Consider the following 16,690-nt stretch of genomic DNA (forward strand, 5'->3'; position numbering starts at 1 on the left):
TGAACATGACCTTAAAAGAATTATTGGTGGGGTTCGGCACCCAGGTCCGGAGTATCTGGATGATTGGCCTGCATGCCTTCGCCAAACGTGAAACCCGGATGTACCCGGAAGAGCCGGTCTATTTGCCGCCGCGTTATCGCGGCCGCATCGTGCTGACGCGCGATCCGGACGGTGCAGAGCGCTGCGTCGCCTGTAACCTGTGTGCGGTAGCCTGCCCGGTGGGCTGTATTTCGCTGCAGAAAGCAGAGACGGTAGACGGCCGCTGGTACCCTGAGTTCTTCCGCATCAACTTCTCACGCTGCATCTTCTGCGGTCTGTGCGAAGAAGCGTGCCCGACCACGGCGATCCAGTTGACCCCTGACTTCGAGCTGGGTGAATACAAACGTCAGGATCTGGTGTACGAAAAAGAGGATCTGCTGATTTCCGGTCCGGGCAAATACCCGGAATATAACTTCTACCGGATGGCGGGTATGGCAATCGACGGCAAAGATAAGGGCGAAGCGGAAAACGAAGCTAAGCCGATCGACGTCAAGAGCCTGTTACCGTAAGGAGAGGGCAATGGAATTCGCTTTTTATATCTGTGGCCTGATCGCCATCCTCGCAACCTTGCGGGTCGTCACCCACACCAATCCGGTGCATGCGCTGCTGTACCTGATCATTTCGCTGTTAGCGATTGCCGGGGTGTTCTTCTCGCTGGGCGCGTACTTCGCCGGGGCGCTGGAGATTATCGTCTACGCTGGGGCCATTATGGTGCTGTTCGTCTTCGTGGTGATGATGCTCAACCTGGGCGGCAGCGAAATCGAACAGGAACGCAAATGGCTGCAGCCGGGGATCTGGATTGGCCCGGCCATCCTCTCCGCAGTGCTGCTGGTGGTTATCGTTTACGCCATTCTGGGGATTAACGACCAGGGTATCGACGGCGCGGCAATCAACGCTAAAGAAGTGGGTATTGCGCTGTTTGGGCCGTACGTCCTGGCGGTGGAGCTGGCCTCCATGCTGCTGCTGGCGGGCCTGGTGGTCGCCTTCCACATCGGTCGCGAAGAGCGCGCCGGCGAGGTGCTGAGCAACCGCGTGAACGACAGCGACAAAAGAAAAACGGAGGAACACGCATGATCCCCTTAACACATGGACTGATCCTCGCGGCCATCCTGTTTGTGCTTGGTCTGACGGGGCTGGTGATCCGCCGCAATCTGCTGTTTATGTTGATCAGCCTGGAAATCATGATTAACGCCGCCGCGCTGGCCTTTGTGGTGGCGGGCAGCTACTGGGGCCAGGCAGATGGTCAGATTATGTATATCCTCGCCATCAGCCTTGCGGCTGCGGAAGCGAGTATCGGTCTGGCGCTGCTGCTGCAGCTCCATCGTCGCCGCCAGAACCTGAACATCGATTCAGTAAGTGAGTTGCGTGGATGAACATGCTTGCCTTAACCATTCTTTTGCCATTGATTGGCTTTGTGCTGCTGGCCTTCTCCCGCGGGCGCTGGTCGGAAAACCTTTCCGCCACCGTTGGCATGGGCTCGGTAGGCCTGGCGGCGCTGGTCACCGCCTATGTCGGCGTCGACTTTTTCGCTAACGGCAAACAGGCGGTCAGCGTGCCGCTGTGGACCTGGATGTCGGTAGGGGATTTCAACATCGGCTTCAACCTGGTGCTGGACGGCCTGTCGCTGACCATGCTCTCCGTGGTGACCGGCGTCGGCTTCCTGATCCACATGTTCGCCTCCTGGTATATGCGCGGTGAAGAGGGCTACTCCCGCTTCTTCGCCTACACCAACCTGTTTATCGCCAGCATGGTGGTTCTGGTACTGGCCGACAACCTGCTGCTGATGTACCTGGGTTGGGAAGGGGTGGGTCTCTGCTCTTACCTGCTGATCGGCTTCTACTACACCGATCCGAAGAACGGCGCCGCAGCGATGAAAGCGTTTGTGGTGACTCGCGTCGGCGACGTGTTCCTCGCCTTCGCGCTGTTCATCCTCTACAACGAACTGGGTACCCTCAACTTCCGCGAAATGGTTGAGCTGGCGCCGCAGCACTTTGCTAACGGCAGCACCACGCTGCAGTGGGCGACGCTGATGCTGCTCGGCGGCGCGGTCGGTAAATCCGCCCAGCTGCCGCTGCAAACGTGGCTTGCCGATGCGATGGCGGGTCCGACGCCGGTTTCCGCGCTGATCCACGCCGCGACCATGGTCACCGCGGGCGTCTACCTGATCGCCCGTACCCACGGTCTGTTCCTGATGACGCCGGAAGTGCTGCATCTGGTCGGGATCGTCGGGGCGGTTACCCTGGTGCTGGCGGGCTTCGCCGCGCTGGTGCAGACCGACATTAAACGCGTTCTCGCTTACTCCACCATGAGCCAGATTGGCTACATGTTCCTCGCGCTGGGCGTGCAGGCATGGGACGCGGCGATTTTCCATCTGATGACTCACGCGTTCTTTAAAGCGCTGCTGTTCCTGTCGTCTGGTTCGGTGATTCTCGCCTGCCATCACGAACAGAACATCTTCAAGATGGGCGGCCTGCGCAAATCTATTCCGCTGGTGTACGTCTGCTTCCTGGTGGGGGGCGCGGCGCTGTCCGCTCTGCCGCTCATTACCGCAGGCTTCTTCAGTAAGGATGAGATTCTGGCGGGGGCGATGGCCAACGGCCATATCAACCTGATGGTGGCGGGCCTGGTCGGCGCCTTTATGACCTCGCTGTACACCTTCCGCATGATTTTCATTGTGTTCCACGGTAAAGAGCAAATTCACGCGCACGCAGGGAAGGGGATCACCCATCATCTGCCGCTGATTGTGCTGCTGGTGCTGTCCACCTTCGTTGGCGCGCTGATCGTGCCGCCGCTGGAAGGCGTCTTACCGCAGACCACTGAACTGGCGCACGGCAGCGTGATGACGCTGGAGATTGCCTCCGGGATCATCGCTATTGCCGGCATCCTGATCGCCGCATGGTTGTGGCTGGGCAAACGCACCCTGGTGACCTCTATCGCCAACAGCGCGCCTGGCCGCTTCTTCGGTACCTGGTGGTTCCATGCCTGGGGCTTCGACTGGTTATACGACAAAGTATTCGTTAAGCCATTCCTCGGCATTGCCTGGCTGCTGAAGAGCGATCCGCTGAACTCGTTGATGAACATCCCGGCGCTCCTCTCCCGCTTCGCAGGTAAAGGCCTGCTGGTGAGCGAGAACGGCTATCTGCGCTGGTATGTGGCGTCAATGAGCATTGGCGCGGTGGTGGTGCTGGCGCTGCTGATGGTATTGCGTTGAGTTTGAGAACGATTGTGTTGCCCGGCGGCGCGGTGCTTGCCGGGCCTACGGGAGCGTAGGTCGGGTAAGCGTTAGCGCCACCCGACAAAACAAGCCTCAAACCGAAGTGAATTTTCTGTGAGAATTCGTTGAAAATCAGGTCGTAAAGGACAGGCGTTATCGGCGAAGTCAAAGTGGACGCCGCCTGCGCGGGGCAATCGGAGCGTACTAAAGTACGTGAGGATTGTGAGCACAGCCGGAGTTCGTTATGACGAGTAAGATAGCCTGAACCGGACTTAAATAAGGAATAAAAATCACCATGTTATTGCCTTGGTTGATATTAATCCCCTTTATCGGCGGCTTCCTGTGCTGGCAGACCGAACGCTTTGGCGTGAAAGTGCCGCGCTGGATCGCGCTGATTACCATGGGACTGACGCTGGTGCTTGGCCTGCAGCTGTGGATGCAGGGCGGCTATTCTCTGACGCAATCCGCGGGTATTCCGCAGTGGCAGTCTGAGTTCGTGCTGCCGTGGATCCCACGCTTCGGCATTAGCATTCATCTGGCGATCGACGGCCTGTCGCTGCTGATGGTAGTGCTGACCGGCCTGCTCGGCGTGCTGGCGGTGCTCTGTTCCTGGCGCGAAATCGAAAAATACCAGGGCTTCTTCCACCTCAACCTGATGTGGATCCTGGGCGGCGTCATCGGCGTGTTCCTCGCCATCGACATGTTCCTGTTCTTCTTCTTCTGGGAAATGATGTTGGTGCCGATGTACTTCCTGATCGCGCTGTGGGGCCACAAAGCCTCTGATGGTAAAACGCGTATCACGGCGGCCACCAAGTTCTTCATCTATACCCAGGCGAGCGGCCTGGTGATGCTGATTGCCATTCTGGCGCTGGCATTCGTCCACTTCAACGCCACCGGCGTGTGGACTTTCAACTATGAAGAGCTACTGAAAACCCCGATGTCCCACGGCGTGGAATATCTGCTGATGCTCGGCTTCTTCATCGCCTTCGCGGTGAAAATGCCGGTGGTGCCGCTGCACGGCTGGCTGCCGGACGCCCACTCCCAGGCGCCGACCGCCGGTTCCGTCGACCTTGCGGGGATCCTGCTGAAAACTGCGGCCTACGGTCTGCTGCGCTTTGCGCTGCCGCTGTTCCCGAACGCCTCCGCCGAGTTTGCGCCTATCGCCATGTGGCTGGGCGTGATCGGGATCTTCTACGGCGCGTGGATGGCCTTTGCCCAGACTGATATCAAACGTCTCATCGCCTACACCTCCGTGTCCCACATGGGCTTCGTGCTGATTGCTATCTACACCGGCAGCCAGCTGGCGTATCAGGGGGCGGTGATCCAGATGATTGCTCACGGTCTCTCCGCGGCGGGTCTGTTTATTCTCTGCGGCCAGCTGTACGAACGTCTACATACCCGTGACATGCGTCAGATGGGCGGTCTGTGGAGCAAAATCAAATGGCTGCCGGCGATGTCGATGTTCTTCGCCGTCGCCACCCTGGGGATGCCGGGCACCGGTAACTTCGTCGGCGAATTTATGATCCTGTTCGGCAGCTATAAAGTGGTGCCGGTGATCACCGTGATCTCGACCTTTGGTCTGGTATTCGCGTCCGTTTACTCGCTGTCGATGCTGCATCGCGCTTACTTCGGTAAAGCGAAAAGCGAAATCGCGGCGAAAGCGCTGCCGGGGATGTCCCTGCGTGAACTGTCTATCATCCTGCTGCTGGTGGTGCTGCTGGTGCTGTTGGGCTTCTTCCCACAGCCGATCCTCGACACCTCGCATGCTGCGATGAGCAACATTCAGCAGTGGTTTGTTAATTCTGTTTCTACTACAAGGCCGTAATTCGCCATGACAATAACTCCACAACAACTGATCGCACTGCTACCGCTGCTGATCGTCGGCTTGACGGTGGTGGTTGTGATGCTCTCCATTGCGTGGCGACGCAATCATTTTCTCAATGCCACGCTGTCGGTTCTCGGGCTTAATGCCGCGCTGGTCTCGCTCTGGTTCGTCGGCCAGAATGGGGCAATGGACGTCACGCCGCTGATCCGCGTTGACGGCTACGCGATGCTCTACACTGGGCTGGTGCTGCTGGCGAGTCTCGCCACCTGTACTTTCGCCTATCCGTGGCTTGAGGGTTACAAGGACAACAAAGAAGAGTTCTACCTGCTGGTGCTGATCGCCGCCCTGGGCGGCATTCTGCTGGCCGGTGCGAATCATCTGGCGGCGCTGTTCCTCGGCATTGAGTTAATCTCGCTGCCGCTGTTCGGCCTGGTCGGCTACGCCTTCCGCCAGAAGCGTTCGCTGGAAGCGAGCATCAAATACACCATCCTCTCCGCGGCAGCCTCCTCTTTCCTGCTGTTCGGTATGGCGCTGGTGTATGCGAACTCCGGCAACCTGTCCTTCCTTGCGCTGGGCAAGAGCCTGGCGGACAACACGCTGCACGAGCCGCTGCTGCTGGCGGGTCTCGGCCTGATGATCGTCGGTCTTGGCTTTAAGCTGTCGCTGGTGCCGTTCCACCTGTGGACGCCGGACGTTTACCAGGGGGCGCCTGCGCCGGTCTCCACCTTCCTGGCGACCGCCAGCAAGATCGCCATCTTCGGCGTGGTGATGCGTCTGTTCCTGTACATGCCGGTGGGCAACAGCGAAGCGGTGCGCGTGGTGCTGGGGCTGATCGCCTTCGCCTCTATCATCTTCGGTAACCTGATGGCGCTGAGCCAGACCAATATCAAACGTCTGCTCGGTTATTCTTCTATCTCCCACCTCGGCTATCTGCTGGTGGCGCTGATCGCCCTGCAAAGCGGCGAAATGTCGATGGAAGCCGTTGGCGTCTACCTGGCCGGCTACCTGTTCAGCAGCCTCGGCGCGTTCGGCGTGGTCAGCCTGATGTCCAGCCCATACCGTGGCCCGGACGCGGACTCGCTGTTCTCCTACCGCGGTCTGTTCTGGCACCGTCCGATCCTGTCGGCGGTGATGACGGTGATGATGCTCTCCCTGGCCGGTATCCCAATGACTCTCGGCTTTATCGGTAAGTTCTACGTGCTGGCCGTCGGTGTTCACGCCCATCTGTGGTGGCTGGTTGCCGCGGTGGTTGTCGGCTCGGCGATCGGTCTCTACTACTACCTGCGCGTGGCGGTGAGCCTGTACCTGAGCGCGCCGGAGCAGCTGAACCGTGATGCGCCGTCGAACTGGCAGTACAGCGCTGGCGGTATCGTGGTGCTGATCTCTGCCCTGCTGGTGCTGGTGCTCGGTATCTGGCCGCAGCCGCTGATTAGCATCGTGCAGCTGTCGACGCCGCTGATGTAAGTGGATTGACTCAATAAAAAAACCGCCGGAATGGCGGTTTTTTTATGCCCGGAATGTTACGCCACCGTGTAAACCATAAAGTCTTCCGCCAGCAGGGTGTCCGGGAAAATCTCCCGGCATTCCGCCAGCATCCGCAGGCAGCCCTCGGCATCGTAGCGTGAGCTAAAGTGGGTGGCGATAAGCGTGCCGACGCCTGCCTCTTTAGCCAGCGTCGCGGTCTGCTGACTGGAGGAGTGGCCGCGACTATTGGCTTTCTCCGCCATCGCCTGCTCCAGGGTGGTCTCGTGGACCATCACATCCGCGCCGCGCGCCATCTCCAGCGCCTGCGGGCAGGGAGCGGTATCGCCAAAGATGGCCAGCGTTTTACCCGGCGTGGCGGGCCCCAGGTAGCGGCTGCCGTCGATCACCCGGCCATCCGCCAGCGTCACCTGTTCACCGCGCTTAAGGCGGTGAAACAGCGGCCCGGGAGGCACGCCGTCGGCAATCAGCTGGGCGGCGTCGAGGGCGCCGGGCTTGTCGTGTTGCTCAATGCGATACCCGTAGCACTCAACCGGATGGCTAAGCGGGAACGCGGTGACCCGATAGCCCTCTTCGTCGAACACCAGACCGGGGCCGACTTCGATGATGGTCAGAGGATAGTCGGTCCACGAGCCGCTGAGGCGCAGCGCGGTGTCAATGAATTCTTTTATTCCTGTTGGTCCGTAGACCGTCAGCGGCAGCGAATTCCCCTGCATCGAGCGGCTGCACAGCAGCCCGGGCAGGCCGAACAGATGGTCGCCGTGCAAATGGGTAATAAAGATCTTATTCAGTTTGCCAGGATGATGGGGCGTATGCAGAAACTGATGCTGGGTCCCTTCGCCGCAGTCAAACAACCACATTTCGGCGCGGGTTGGCTGTTGCAAATTGAGTATTATCGACGTCATATTACGCGTGCGGGTCGGCACCCCGGCGGATGTCCCCAAAAAAGTTAATTCCATCGTCCAGTGTCCTCAGGGCGAGTCGCAAAACATCAGTATATCAATAAGGAGCAGCAGATGATGACCTGGCAGGATCTCCATCATAGTGAACTCACCGTTCCCCAGCTGTATGCGCTACTGAAGCTGCGCAGCGAAGTCTTTGTCGTGGAGCAGCAGTGCGCTTATCAGGATGTCGACGGCGATGATTTGGTTGGGGAAAATCGCCATCTGCTCGGCTGGCGCGATGGCGAACTGGTGGCTTATGCGCGGATCCTTAAAAGCGAAGAGATGTACGATCCGGTGGTGATTGGCCGGGTTATCGTCAGCCCCGCCGCGCGCGGCGAAAAGCTTGGCCATCAGCTGATGGCGCAGGCGCTGGCCAGCTGTCAGCGGCACTGGCCGCAAAAGTCGATTTACCTTGGGGCGCAGGCGCACCTGCAAACTTTTTACGCCCACTTCGGTTTTACGCCGGTGACTGAGGTCTATGATGAGGATGGCATTCCGCACATCGGCATGGCGCGGGAAAGCCGCGCTGTTTGACCCCTTAACACTCACATACCAACCCTGTTCCGGGCCGGCGAGCAGGTGAGATAAAACCCGCTCCCTCGTCATGGGTACTGCTATTCCGCCGACGAACCCCTTATAATGTGGGGTTTTACTACCGTGGAGGTTTGCGTGCTGTCTGTTTCCACTGCGCTGGCCCGTTTACGTGACGGCCTGAGTGAGCCCTTTCCTGACTCACCCGGCACGCGAATTATCGATATTGCCTTTCCGCTGAATGATGCCTTCGATCCGCTGCTATGGTGCGGCCAGCAGCCGCAGTGGCCGCAGTTCTACTGGCAACAGCGCAATGGCGACGAGGAGATGGCGGCGCTGGGGGCGGTAAAAAGCTTTCCCTCGCTCAACGCGGCGAACCGCTTTTTACACCAGGCCGGACGGCAGGATCTGCGCATCTGCGGCCTGAATGCGTTTGCCCCGCAGCAAGGCCGGCTGGTGCTGCCGCGTCTGGAATGGCGTCGGTGCGGCGGCAGGGCCGTGATGCGACTGGTGCTGCACAGCGACCTCTCCCTGCGCGACGATGCCGTGACGGCGCGTGATTTTCTCGCCAGCCTGACCACCGCCCAGGCGACCCCTGGCGGCGTACCGCCGCTGTTGAGCGAGCGCCACTCCTCCGACTACCCTCAATGGCAGGCAATGATAGACCTGGCGACGCAGGCCATCGCCGCCGGCGACATGGATAAAGTGGTGCTGGCGCGGGCAACCGACCTGCAGTTTGCCGCGCCGCTGGATGCCGTGAGCATCATGGCCGCCAGCCGCAGCCGCAATCTTAACTGTTTTCATTTCCTGATGGCGTTCAATGCCCGTCAGGCGTTTTTCGGCTCCACGCCGGAGCGGCTGTGGCGCCGGCGCGGCGCGCTGCTGCGCACCGAAGCGCTGGCGGGCACCGTCGCTAATCATCAGGATGACGCGAAGGCGCAGCAGCTGGCCGACTGGTTGATGAAAGACGACAAAAATCAGCGGGAAAACATGCTGGTGGTGGAGGATATCTGCCAGCGCCTGCAGAGTGAGGCCTCGACGCTGGACGTTCTGCCGCCGCAGGTGGTGAGGTTGCGCAAGGTACAGCATCTTCGACGCTGCATCTGGACCGAGCTGGCGGAGCCTGACGACAGCCGCTGTCTGCTGCAGCTGCAGCCTACCGCCGCGGTGGCCGGCCTGCCGCGGCGGGCGGCGCTGGCATTCATTCAGCGCCATGAACCTTTTTCCCGTGAATGGTACGCTGGTTCCGCCGGGTATCTGTCGCTGGCGCAAAGCGAGTTTTGCGTGGCGCTGCGTTCGGCGAAAGTGGACAACGACACCCTGCGACTGTATGCCGGGGCGGGGATCGTCAGCGGCTCCGATGCGCTGCAGGAGTGGCAGGAGATTGACAACAAAGCGGCCGGGCTGCGCTCGCTACTCTGTCCATAAGCGGGAATGACGATGCATATCAAAACGCCGTCACTTTGGCTTATCTATACTTAGCATCAATATTTGATACCGGACAATTTCATGTCAGTAAGCGCATTTAACCGACGCTGGGCGGTGGTGATCCTGGAAGCTTTAACGCGCCACGGTGTGCAGCATATCTGCATCGCGCCGGGCTCGCGCTCGACACCCTTAACCCTGGCGGCGGCGGAAAACCGCGCCTTTATCCATCATACCCATTTTGACGAACGCGGCCTCGGCCACCTGGCGCTCGGTCTGGCGAAAGCCAGTCGCCAGCCGGTGGCGGTCATTGTGACCTCCGGGACCGCCACCGCGAACCTCTATCCTTCGCTGATTGAGGCGGGTCTCACCGGGGAAAAGCTGATTCTCCTGACCGCCGACCGTCCGCCGGAGCTGATCGACTGTGGCGCCAATCAGGCGATTCGTCAGCCGGGGATGTTCGCCTCCCATCCGTCGCAGACGATTTCTCTGCCGCGTCCCTCGCAGGATATTTCCGCCCGCTGGCTGGTCTCGACCATCGACCAGGTGCTGGGCGAGCTGCACGCCGGCGGGGTGCATATCAACTGCCCGTTCGCCGAACCGCTGTATGGCGATATGGATGATACCGGCGTGGAGTGGCAGCAGCAGCTCGGCAGCTGGTGGCAGAGCGATAAGCCCTGGTTACGTCAGGCGCTGCAGAGGGAAAGTGAGAAACAGCGCGACTGGTTCTTCTGGCGGCAAAAGCGCGGCGTGGTCGTGGCGGGCAGAATGAGCGCTGCCGAAGGGAAAAAAGTGGCCGAGTGGGCCCAAACCCTCGGCTGGCCGCTGATCGGCGATGTCCTGTCGCAGACCGGGCAGCCGCTGCCGTGCGCTGACCTGTGGCTGGGCAATGGCAAAGCGGTGAGCGAGCTGGCACAGGCGCAGATCGTGGTTCAGCTCGGCAGCAGCCTGACCGGCAAGCGGGTTCTGCAGTGGCAGGCCACCTGCGAGCCTGATGAATACTGGCTGGTGGATAATCTGCCCGGTCGTCTCGATCCGGCACAGCACCGCGGCCGCCGTCTGCTCGCCAGCGTTGACCGCTGGCTTGAGCTGCACCCGGCGGAGAAACGCCAGCCGTGGGCGACGGCCATTCCTGAACTGGCCCGACAGGCGTGGGAGGCGGCGGTCGCCAGCAACGAACCCTTTGGCGAAGCGCAGCTGGCGCAGCGAATTCGCCGCTATCTGCCGGAACAGGGGCAACTGTTTGTCGGCAACAGCCTGGTGGTGCGCCTGATCGACGCCCTGGCGCAGCTGCCGGCCGGCTACCCGGTTTACAGCAACCGCGGCGCCAGCGGCATTGATGGCTTGATCGCCACCGCCGCCGGCGTGCAGCGCGCCAGCGCCCGGCCAACCCTGGCCATCGTCGGCGATCTTTCGGCGCTGTACGATCTCAACTCGCTGGCCCTACTGCGACAGGCGTCGGCGCCGCTGGTGCTGATCGTGGTGAACAACAACGGCGGGCAGATTTTCTCCATGCTGCCGACGCCGCAGGATGAGCGGCGCCAGTTCTACTTAATGCCGCAGGATGTTGATTTCAGCCACGCGGCGGCGATGTTCGGCCTGGCCTATCATCGCCCGGCTGACTGGCAGGCGCTGGATGAGGCGCTGGCCGGCGCCTGGCGCAGGGCAGGGGCGACGGTGATTGAGCTGGCGGTCAATGAGACCGACGGCACACAGACCCTCCAGCAGCTGCTGGCGCAGGTAAGCCGCCTGTGACTCTCAGCGCGGCTGTCGAACATGGCCAGCCGGGTTATCCCTGGCTGGTCTTTCTGCACGGTTTTTCCGGCGACCGCAACGAGTGGCGGGAAGTGGGCGACGCGTTTCGCGCCTGGCCGCGGCTGTATCTCGATCTGCCGGGCCACGGCGGCTCCGCGAATATCGCAGTGCAGGACTTTGCCGGGGTCAATATTCTGCTGCAGGCTACGCTTAATAGTTACAACATACTTAAATACTGGCTGATCGGCTATTCGCTGGGGGGCCGGGTGGCGATGAACTTCGCCTGCCAGCCGCGCGCGGGTCTGCGCGGCCTGATCGTCGAAGGCGGCCATCCTGGCCTGCAGGATGCCGAAGCGCGGCGGGCGCGGCGCAGCAACGACAGCGCCTGGGCGGACCGTTTTCGCCATGAGCCGTTGGCGCAGGTCTTTGCCGACTGGTATCAGCAGCCGGTCTTCGCTTCACTGAACGCCGGGCAGCGCGCGGCGCTGGTCGCCTTACGCAGCCGGAACAACGGTGCGACGCTGGCGGCGATGCTGCAGGCGACCTCCCTTGCCGGGCAGGCCGATCTGCGTGCACCCCTGCAGGCGCGCGATTTCCCCTTTCATTACCTGTGCGGCGAGCGCGACGCGAAGTTTCATGCCATCGCCCAGGCGCTCGCGGCGGATCTCCATCTTATTCACCATGCCGGACACAACGCGCACCGGGACAACCCGGCGGCGGTGATTGCCTGTCTGGCGCAGATTTTGGCAAGTTAACTGAAGGACATTCTATGATCTCTCTTGATGAAGCAATGCTCTATGCCCCTGTTGAATGGCACGATTGTTCCGAAGGCTATACCGATATTCGCTACCACAAATCGGCCGACGGCATTGCCAAAATCACTATCAACCGCCCGCAGGTGCGCAACGCCTTCCGCCCGCTGACCGTCAAAGAAATGATCCAGGCGCTGGCGGATGCCCGTTATGACGACAATATCGGGGTGATTGTCCTGACCGGCGAAGGTGAGAAAGCCTTTTGCGCCGGCGGCGATCAGAAAGTTCGCGGTGATTACGGCGGCTATCAGGATGACTCCGGCGTACATCATCTCAACGTACTCGACTTTCAGCGCCAGATCCGCACCTGCCCGAAACCGGTGGTGGCGATGGTGGCCGGCTACTCTATCGGCGGCGGCCACGTGTTGCACATGATGTGCGATCTGACCATCGCGGCGGAAAACGCCATCTTCGGTCAAACCGGGCCGAAGGTCGGCTCCTTCGACGGCGGCTGGGGCGCCTCCTATATGGCGCGCATCGTCGGGCAGAAAAAAGCGCGGGAAATCTGGTTCCTCTGCCGTCAGTATGACGCCCAGCAGGCGCTGGATATGGGGCTGGTGAACACCGTGGTGCCGCTGGCGGATCTGGAAAAAGAGACGGTGCGCTGGTGTCGGGAAATGCTGCAGAACAGTCCAATGGCGCTGCGCTGCCTGAAAGCGGCGCTGAACGCCGACTGCGACGGCCAGGCCGGTCTGCAGGAGCTGGCCGGCAACGCCACCATGCTGTTCTACATGACGGAAGAGGGGCAGGAAGGCCGCAATGCCTTCAACCAGAAACGTCAGCCGGACTTCAGCAAATTTAAACGGAATCCCTAATGCGCATTTCGCAGGTTTACCGCTGGCAGATACCGATGGACGCGGGCGTGGTGCTGCGCGAACGGCGGTTAAAAACCCGCGATGGGCTGTTCATCCACCTGCGGGAGGGTGAACGGGAGGGCTGGGGGGAAATATCTCCCCTGCCGGGATTCAGCGCAGAGACCCTGGAGGAGGCGCAGGCGGCGCTATTGCTCTGGGCGCAGGCCTGGCGCGACGGCGCGGAGCCGGCGCTTCCTGCGCTGCCTTCTGTCGCGTTTGGCATCAGTTGCGCGCAGGCGGAGCTCAGCGGCGAGCTGCCGCTGGCCGCGGATTATCGCGCAGCGCCGCTCTGCTCCGGCGATCCGGATGAGCTGTTCGCCAGACTGGCGGCGATGCCCGGCGAGAAAGTCGCTAAGGTGAAAGTGGGGCTCTGGGAGGCGGTCCGCGACGGCATGGTGGTTAATCTGCTGCTGGAAGCCATCCCCGACCTGCAGCTGCGTCTGGATGCCAACCGGGCCTGGACGCCGCTGAAAGCGCAGCAGTTTGCGAAATATGTCGATCCGGCGTATCGCCAGCGCATTGCGTTTATTGAGGAGCCTTGTAAAACGCCGGAGGACTCACGAGCCTTTAGCCGCGAAACCGGGATCGCTATCGCCTGGGATGAAAGCCTGCGCGAGGCGGATTTTCGCTTCGTCGCCGAGCCGGGCGTGCGCGCGGTGGTGATTAAGCCGACGCTAACCGGCAGTTTACACCAGGTTCAGCAGCAGGTCGCCGCGGCCCATGCGCTGGGGCTGAGCGCGGTGATCAGTTCGTCGATCGAGTCCAGCCTCGGGTTAACTCAGCTGGCGCGGGTTGCCGCCTGGCTGACGCCGCAGACCATCCCCGGACTGGACACCCTGTCGCTGATGAGCGCCCAGCTGGTACGGCCGTGGCCGGAAAGCACCCTGCCGATGATCAACATGGATACGCTGGAGGCGCTGTTGTGACCTTTTGCGACTGGCCCTGGCGCCACTGGCGCCAGCGGCGCGGAGAGGCGCAGGCGCTGCGCCTGAATGACCAGCCGCTGACCTGGCGCGACCTGTGCGACCACGTTGACGCGCTGGCGGCCGGCTTTGCCGCGCAGGGCGTAACGGCAGGTCACGGGTTGGCGCTGCAGGCTTTTAACCAGCCCTCGACGCTGCTGGCCTGGCTGGCGCTGCTGCAGTGCGGCGCGCGGGTGCTGCCGCTGAATCCGCAGCTGCCCGCAGCGTTGCTGCAGGAACTGCTGCCAGCGTTGACCGTCCAGCATCAGCTGGTGCTTAACGGCGATGCGCTGCCGGGGGATTTACCGGCGTTAACCCTGCAGGCGGCAGCGGGAACCCATGCTGTGCCGTGGCGCGGGGATCGTTCCGCCTCAATGACGCTGACCTCGGGGTCGACCGGTCTGCCGAAGGCTGCAGTGCATGATGCCAGCGCCCATCTGGCCAGCGCCGCCGGCGTGCTGGCGCTGATGCCGTTTGCCGCAGAAGATGACTGGCTGCTGTCGCTGCCGCTGTTTCATGTCTCCGGCCAGGGGATTATGTGGCGCTGGCTGCTGGCCGGCGCGCGGCTGACGGTGCGCGATAAACAGCCGCTGGCGCAGATGCTGCAGGGCTGCACCCACGCTTCGCTGGTGCCGACTCAGCTGTGGCGCCTGCTGAATGACGGTGCTGCGCTCTCCCTCAAGGCGGTGCTGCTTGGCGGCGCGGCGATCCCCGTCGAGTTGACCGAGCGGGCGCGGGGGCAGGGGGTACGCACCTACTGCGGCTATGGCCTGACCGAATTTGCTTCCACCGTCTGCGCCAAAGAGGCCGACGGCGCGGCGGATGTGGGCGCGCCGTTGCCGGGGCGGGAGATGAAAATCGTTGCCGGCGAGGTCTGGCTGCGGGCGGCGAGTATGGCCGCGGGCTACTGGCGCGACGGTCAATTGTTGCCATTGACCAACGACGAAGGGTGGTTTGCCACCCGCGATCGCGGCGAGATCATCAATGGACGGCTCACTCTCCTCGGGCGCCTGGATAATCTCTTTTTCAGCGGTGGGGAAGGGATCCAGCCTGAGGAGGTGGAACGGATCATCGTGGCGCATCCGCAGATACAACAGGCGTTTGTCGTGCCGCTGGACGATGCGGAATATGGCCAGCGTCCGGTCGCGGTGGTGGAATGCGATGATGGCTGCGAAATGAGCGTGCTGGCGGCATGGAGCGCGGAGCGGCTGGCGCGTTTCCAGCAGCCGGTGCGTTGGCTGCGGCTGCCGGAAACGTTAAAGAACGGTGGGATTAAGATCTCGCGCCGGGCGCTGCGCGAATGGGTCAATTCGCCGGCTTAGCCGATATTGGCTTCGGCGCGACGCTGGCGCTGTTTACGCCGCAGACGCAGCAGCGGCGGCACCACCAGCACGGCGATGGCCAGCACCAGCAGCGTTTTGGTCACTCCACTTTGCCACAGGATCGCCAGGTTGCCGTTGCTGATGGACAGCGCGCGACGCAGGTTCTGCTCCAGCATCTCCCCCAGCACGAAGCCAAGGATCAGCGGCGACATCGGGAAGTGCATTTTGCGCATGATGTAGCCAAGCACGCCAAGCCCCACCATCAGCAACAGGTCAAAAGTGGTGCTGTGTACCGCGTAAACGCCGACGGCGGAGACCGCGGCGATGGCCGGGACCAGAAACCACAGCGGAATGGTCAGCATACGGGTGAACAGGCCGATCAACGGAATGTTCATGATAAGCAGCATCACGTTAGCGATCAGCAGGGCGGCAATCAGCCCCCAGACGATATCCGGCTGTTCGGTGAACATCGCCGGGCCGGGCGTAATGTTATACAGCGTCAGCGCGCCCATCATCACCGCGGTGGTGCCGGACCCTGGCACGCCGAGCGTCAGCATGGGAATAAAGGAACCGCAGGCGGAGGCGTTATTAGCCGCTTCCGGCGCCGCCACGCCGCGAATATCTCCCTTGCCGAAGTTATCGCTGTTACCGCTGAGTTTTTTCTCCGTCATGTAGGTAATGGCGCTGGCGATGGTCGCCCCGGCGCCGGGCAGAATACCGACGAAGAAACCCACCACCGAGGAGCGCAGCGTCGCGCCGACGCACTGTGCGGCCTCTTTGGTGTTAAACAGCATCCGTCCGGTTTTCCGCACCAGGGTTTGTCCGCCGCTGGTGCTCTCCAGCATCAGCAGGATCTCCGAAACCGAGAACAAGCCGATCACCACCACAATAAACTGCACGCCGTCGGAGAGATGGACGCTGTCGAAGGTGAAGCGGTAAACCCCGGTATTGGCGTCTACTCCCACCGTCGCCAGACCCAGGCCGATTAACGCCGCGAGGAACGACTTCAGCGGGTTCTGCGCCATCATGCTGCCAAGACAGGCGATGGCGAAGACCATCAGCGCGAAGTATTCCGCGGGACCGAACGCCAGCGACCACTGGGCGAGCAGCGGCGCGAACAAAATAATGCCGCCGATGGCGATCAGTGAGCCAAAGAAGGAACTGACGGCGGAAATCGACAGCGCAACGCCGCCGCGACCCTGCTGGGCCATCGGATAGCCGTCGAGGGCGGTCATAATGGCGGCGGCATCGCCGGGCACGTTCAGCAGAATCGATGAGATTCGCCCGCCGTATTCGCAACCGATATAGACCGTCGCCAGCAGGATCAGCGCCGATTCCGCGGGCAGGTGAAGGGCGAAAGCCAGCGGCAGCAGGATCGCCACGCCGTTGATAGGGCCCAGCCCCGGCAGCAGGCCGACGATAGTCCCGACAAAGCAGCCGATCAGGGCGATCAGCAGGTTCTCCGGCGTCATGGCGACGGCGAAGCCCTGCGAGAGATAGATCCAGGTATCCATAAACGCCTCCG

Annotated in this window: 15 protein-coding genes; 13 read left to right on the forward strand and 2 right to left on the reverse strand. The window is 61.7% G+C overall.

The genetic code is table 11. The features are described from left to right. Window positions 1–5 precede the first annotated feature (5 nt). The 6 genes from nuoI to nuoN all read left to right on the forward strand — a co-directional run bounded on the left by nuoI (window position 6) and on the right by nuoN (window position 6,542). Window positions 6–548: an NADH-quinone oxidoreductase subunit NuoI gene (gene nuoI / locus ACLH1I_RS01140; protein ID WP_002913152.1), complete on the forward strand. Its 543-nt coding sequence runs from the start codon at window positions 6–8 to the stop codon at window positions 546–548. Between the two features lie 10 nt (window positions 549–558). Next, window positions 559–1,113 (forward strand): NADH-quinone oxidoreductase subunit J, encoded by a 555-nt coding sequence (gene nuoJ, locus ACLH1I_RS01145; RefSeq protein ID WP_004201743.1) that lies wholly within the window; start codon window positions 559–561, stop codon window positions 1,111–1,113. Further along, window positions 1,110–1,412, forward strand: a complete 303-nt coding sequence (gene nuoK, locus ACLH1I_RS01150; protein WP_002913148.1) for an NADH-quinone oxidoreductase subunit NuoK — start codon at window positions 1,110–1,112, stop codon at window positions 1,410–1,412. Before nuoJ ends, nuoK begins: the two co-directional genes overlap by 4 nt. After that, on the forward strand, window positions 1,409–3,250 hold the full coding sequence (gene nuoL, locus ACLH1I_RS01155; protein WP_004201740.1) for an NADH-quinone oxidoreductase subunit L: 1,842 nt from the start codon (window positions 1,409–1,411) through the stop codon (window positions 3,248–3,250). Before nuoK ends, nuoL begins: the two co-directional genes overlap by 4 nt. Window positions 3,251–3,548: 298 nt before the next feature. Continuing rightward, window positions 3,549–5,078 carry an NADH-quinone oxidoreductase subunit M gene (gene nuoM / locus ACLH1I_RS01160; RefSeq protein ID WP_004201738.1) on the forward strand — a complete coding sequence of 510 codons (1,530 nt, stop codon included), beginning with the start codon at window positions 3,549–3,551 and terminating at the stop codon, window positions 5,076–5,078. Window positions 5,079–5,084: 6 nt separating this feature from the next. Further along, window positions 5,085–6,542, forward strand: coding sequence for an NADH-quinone oxidoreductase subunit NuoN (nuoN, locus tag ACLH1I_RS01165; RefSeq protein WP_151628819.1), 1,458 nt, complete (start codon window positions 5,085–5,087; stop codon window positions 6,540–6,542). Window positions 6,543–6,598: 56 nt separating this feature from the next. Here the strand turns inward: nuoN and rnz are convergent, their stop codons facing one another. Next, window positions 6,599–7,519 (reverse strand): ribonuclease Z, encoded by a 921-nt coding sequence (gene rnz, locus ACLH1I_RS01170; protein WP_004201736.1) that lies wholly within the window; start codon window positions 7,517–7,519, stop codon window positions 6,599–6,601. Between the two features lie 57 nt (window positions 7,520–7,576). Between rnz and ACLH1I_RS01175 the strand changes: the two genes are divergently transcribed. From ACLH1I_RS01175 to menE, 7 genes are all read left to right on the forward strand, one after another. Next, window positions 7,577–8,038, forward strand: a complete 462-nt coding sequence (locus ACLH1I_RS01175; protein ID WP_017899278.1) for a GNAT family N-acetyltransferase — start codon at window positions 7,577–7,579, stop codon at window positions 8,036–8,038. Between the two features lie 135 nt (window positions 8,039–8,173). Continuing rightward, window positions 8,174–9,463 (forward strand): isochorismate synthase MenF, encoded by a 1,290-nt coding sequence (gene menF, locus ACLH1I_RS01180; RefSeq protein WP_151628817.1) that lies wholly within the window; start codon window positions 8,174–8,176, stop codon window positions 9,461–9,463. A gap of 81 nt (window positions 9,464–9,544) precedes the next feature. After that, window positions 9,545–11,215, forward strand: a complete 1,671-nt coding sequence (gene menD, locus ACLH1I_RS01185) for a 2-succinyl-5-enolpyruvyl-6-hydroxy-3-cyclohexene-1-carboxylic-acid synthase (RefSeq protein WP_198079929.1) — start codon at window positions 9,545–9,547, stop codon at window positions 11,213–11,215. After that, the gene (gene menH / locus ACLH1I_RS01190; protein WP_048325216.1) at window positions 11,212–11,970 is read left to right on the forward strand and encodes a 2-succinyl-6-hydroxy-2,4-cyclohexadiene-1-carboxylate synthase; all 759 of its coding nucleotides are present in this window, start codon (window positions 11,212–11,214) and stop codon (window positions 11,968–11,970) included. The genes menD and menH overlap by 4 nt, the downstream gene beginning before the upstream one ends. Before the next feature lie 14 nt (window positions 11,971–11,984). Then, window positions 11,985–12,842 (forward strand): 1,4-dihydroxy-2-naphthoyl-CoA synthase, encoded by an 858-nt coding sequence (gene menB, locus ACLH1I_RS01195; protein ID WP_004201730.1) that lies wholly within the window; start codon window positions 11,985–11,987, stop codon window positions 12,840–12,842. Beyond that, complete coding sequence (gene menC, locus ACLH1I_RS01200; RefSeq protein ID WP_048325214.1) at window positions 12,842–13,807, forward strand: o-succinylbenzoate synthase; 966 nt, start codon at window positions 12,842–12,844, stop codon at window positions 13,805–13,807. The genes menB and menC overlap by 1 nt, the downstream gene beginning before the upstream one ends. Continuing rightward, window positions 13,804–15,165, forward strand: a complete 1,362-nt coding sequence (menE, locus tag ACLH1I_RS01205) for an o-succinylbenzoate--CoA ligase (RefSeq protein WP_198079931.1) — start codon at window positions 13,804–13,806, stop codon at window positions 15,163–15,165. The genes menC and menE overlap by 4 nt, the downstream gene beginning before the upstream one ends. Here the strand turns inward: menE and ACLH1I_RS01210 are convergent. After that, on the reverse strand, window positions 15,162–16,679 hold the full coding sequence (locus ACLH1I_RS01210; RefSeq protein WP_004201726.1) for a tripartite tricarboxylate transporter permease: 1,518 nt from the start codon (window positions 16,677–16,679) through the stop codon (window positions 15,162–15,164). The genes menE and ACLH1I_RS01210 overlap by 4 nt on opposite strands. Between the last annotated feature and the right edge of the window lie 11 nt (window positions 16,680–16,690).

Origin of the sequence: Klebsiella sp. 1SOBk10mer (genome assembly GCF_046602535.1) — a bacterium.
Lineage (GTDB): Bacteria > Pseudomonadota > Gammaproteobacteria > Enterobacterales > Enterobacteriaceae > Klebsiella > Klebsiella quasipneumoniae.

What these genes read in the sequence shown, in the direction of transcription:
- nuoI (WP_002913152.1), top strand. Translation starts at nt 6, where the DNA reads ATGACCTTAAAAGAATTATTGGTGGGGTTCGGCACCCAGGTCCGGAGT.
- nuoJ (WP_004201743.1), top strand. Translation starts at nt 559, where the DNA reads ATGGAATTCGCTTTTTATATCTGTGGCCTGATCGCCATCCTCGCAACC.
- nuoK (WP_002913148.1), top strand. Translation starts at nt 1,110, where the DNA reads ATGATCCCCTTAACACATGGACTGATCCTCGCGGCCATCCTGTTTGTG.
- nuoL (WP_004201740.1), top strand. Translation starts at nt 1,409, where the DNA reads ATGAACATGCTTGCCTTAACCATTCTTTTGCCATTGATTGGCTTTGTG.
- nuoM (WP_004201738.1), top strand. Translation starts at nt 3,549, where the DNA reads ATGTTATTGCCTTGGTTGATATTAATCCCCTTTATCGGCGGCTTCCTG.
- nuoN (WP_151628819.1), top strand. Translation starts at nt 5,085, where the DNA reads ATGACAATAACTCCACAACAACTGATCGCACTGCTACCGCTGCTGATC.
- rnz (WP_004201736.1), bottom strand. Translation starts at nt 7,519, where the DNA reads ATGGAATTAACTTTTTTGGGGACATCCGCCGGGGTGCCGACCCGCACG.
- ACLH1I_RS01175 (WP_017899278.1), top strand. Translation starts at nt 7,577, where the DNA reads ATGATGACCTGGCAGGATCTCCATCATAGTGAACTCACCGTTCCCCAG.
- menD (WP_198079929.1), top strand. Translation starts at nt 9,545, where the DNA reads ATGTCAGTAAGCGCATTTAACCGACGCTGGGCGGTGGTGATCCTGGAA.
- menB (WP_004201730.1), top strand. Translation starts at nt 11,985, where the DNA reads ATGATCTCTCTTGATGAAGCAATGCTCTATGCCCCTGTTGAATGGCAC.
- menC (WP_048325214.1), top strand. Translation starts at nt 12,842, where the DNA reads ATGCGCATTTCGCAGGTTTACCGCTGGCAGATACCGATGGACGCGGGC.
- ACLH1I_RS01210 (WP_004201726.1), bottom strand. Translation starts at nt 16,679, where the DNA reads ATGGATACCTGGATCTATCTCTCGCAGGGCTTCGCCGTCGCCATGACG.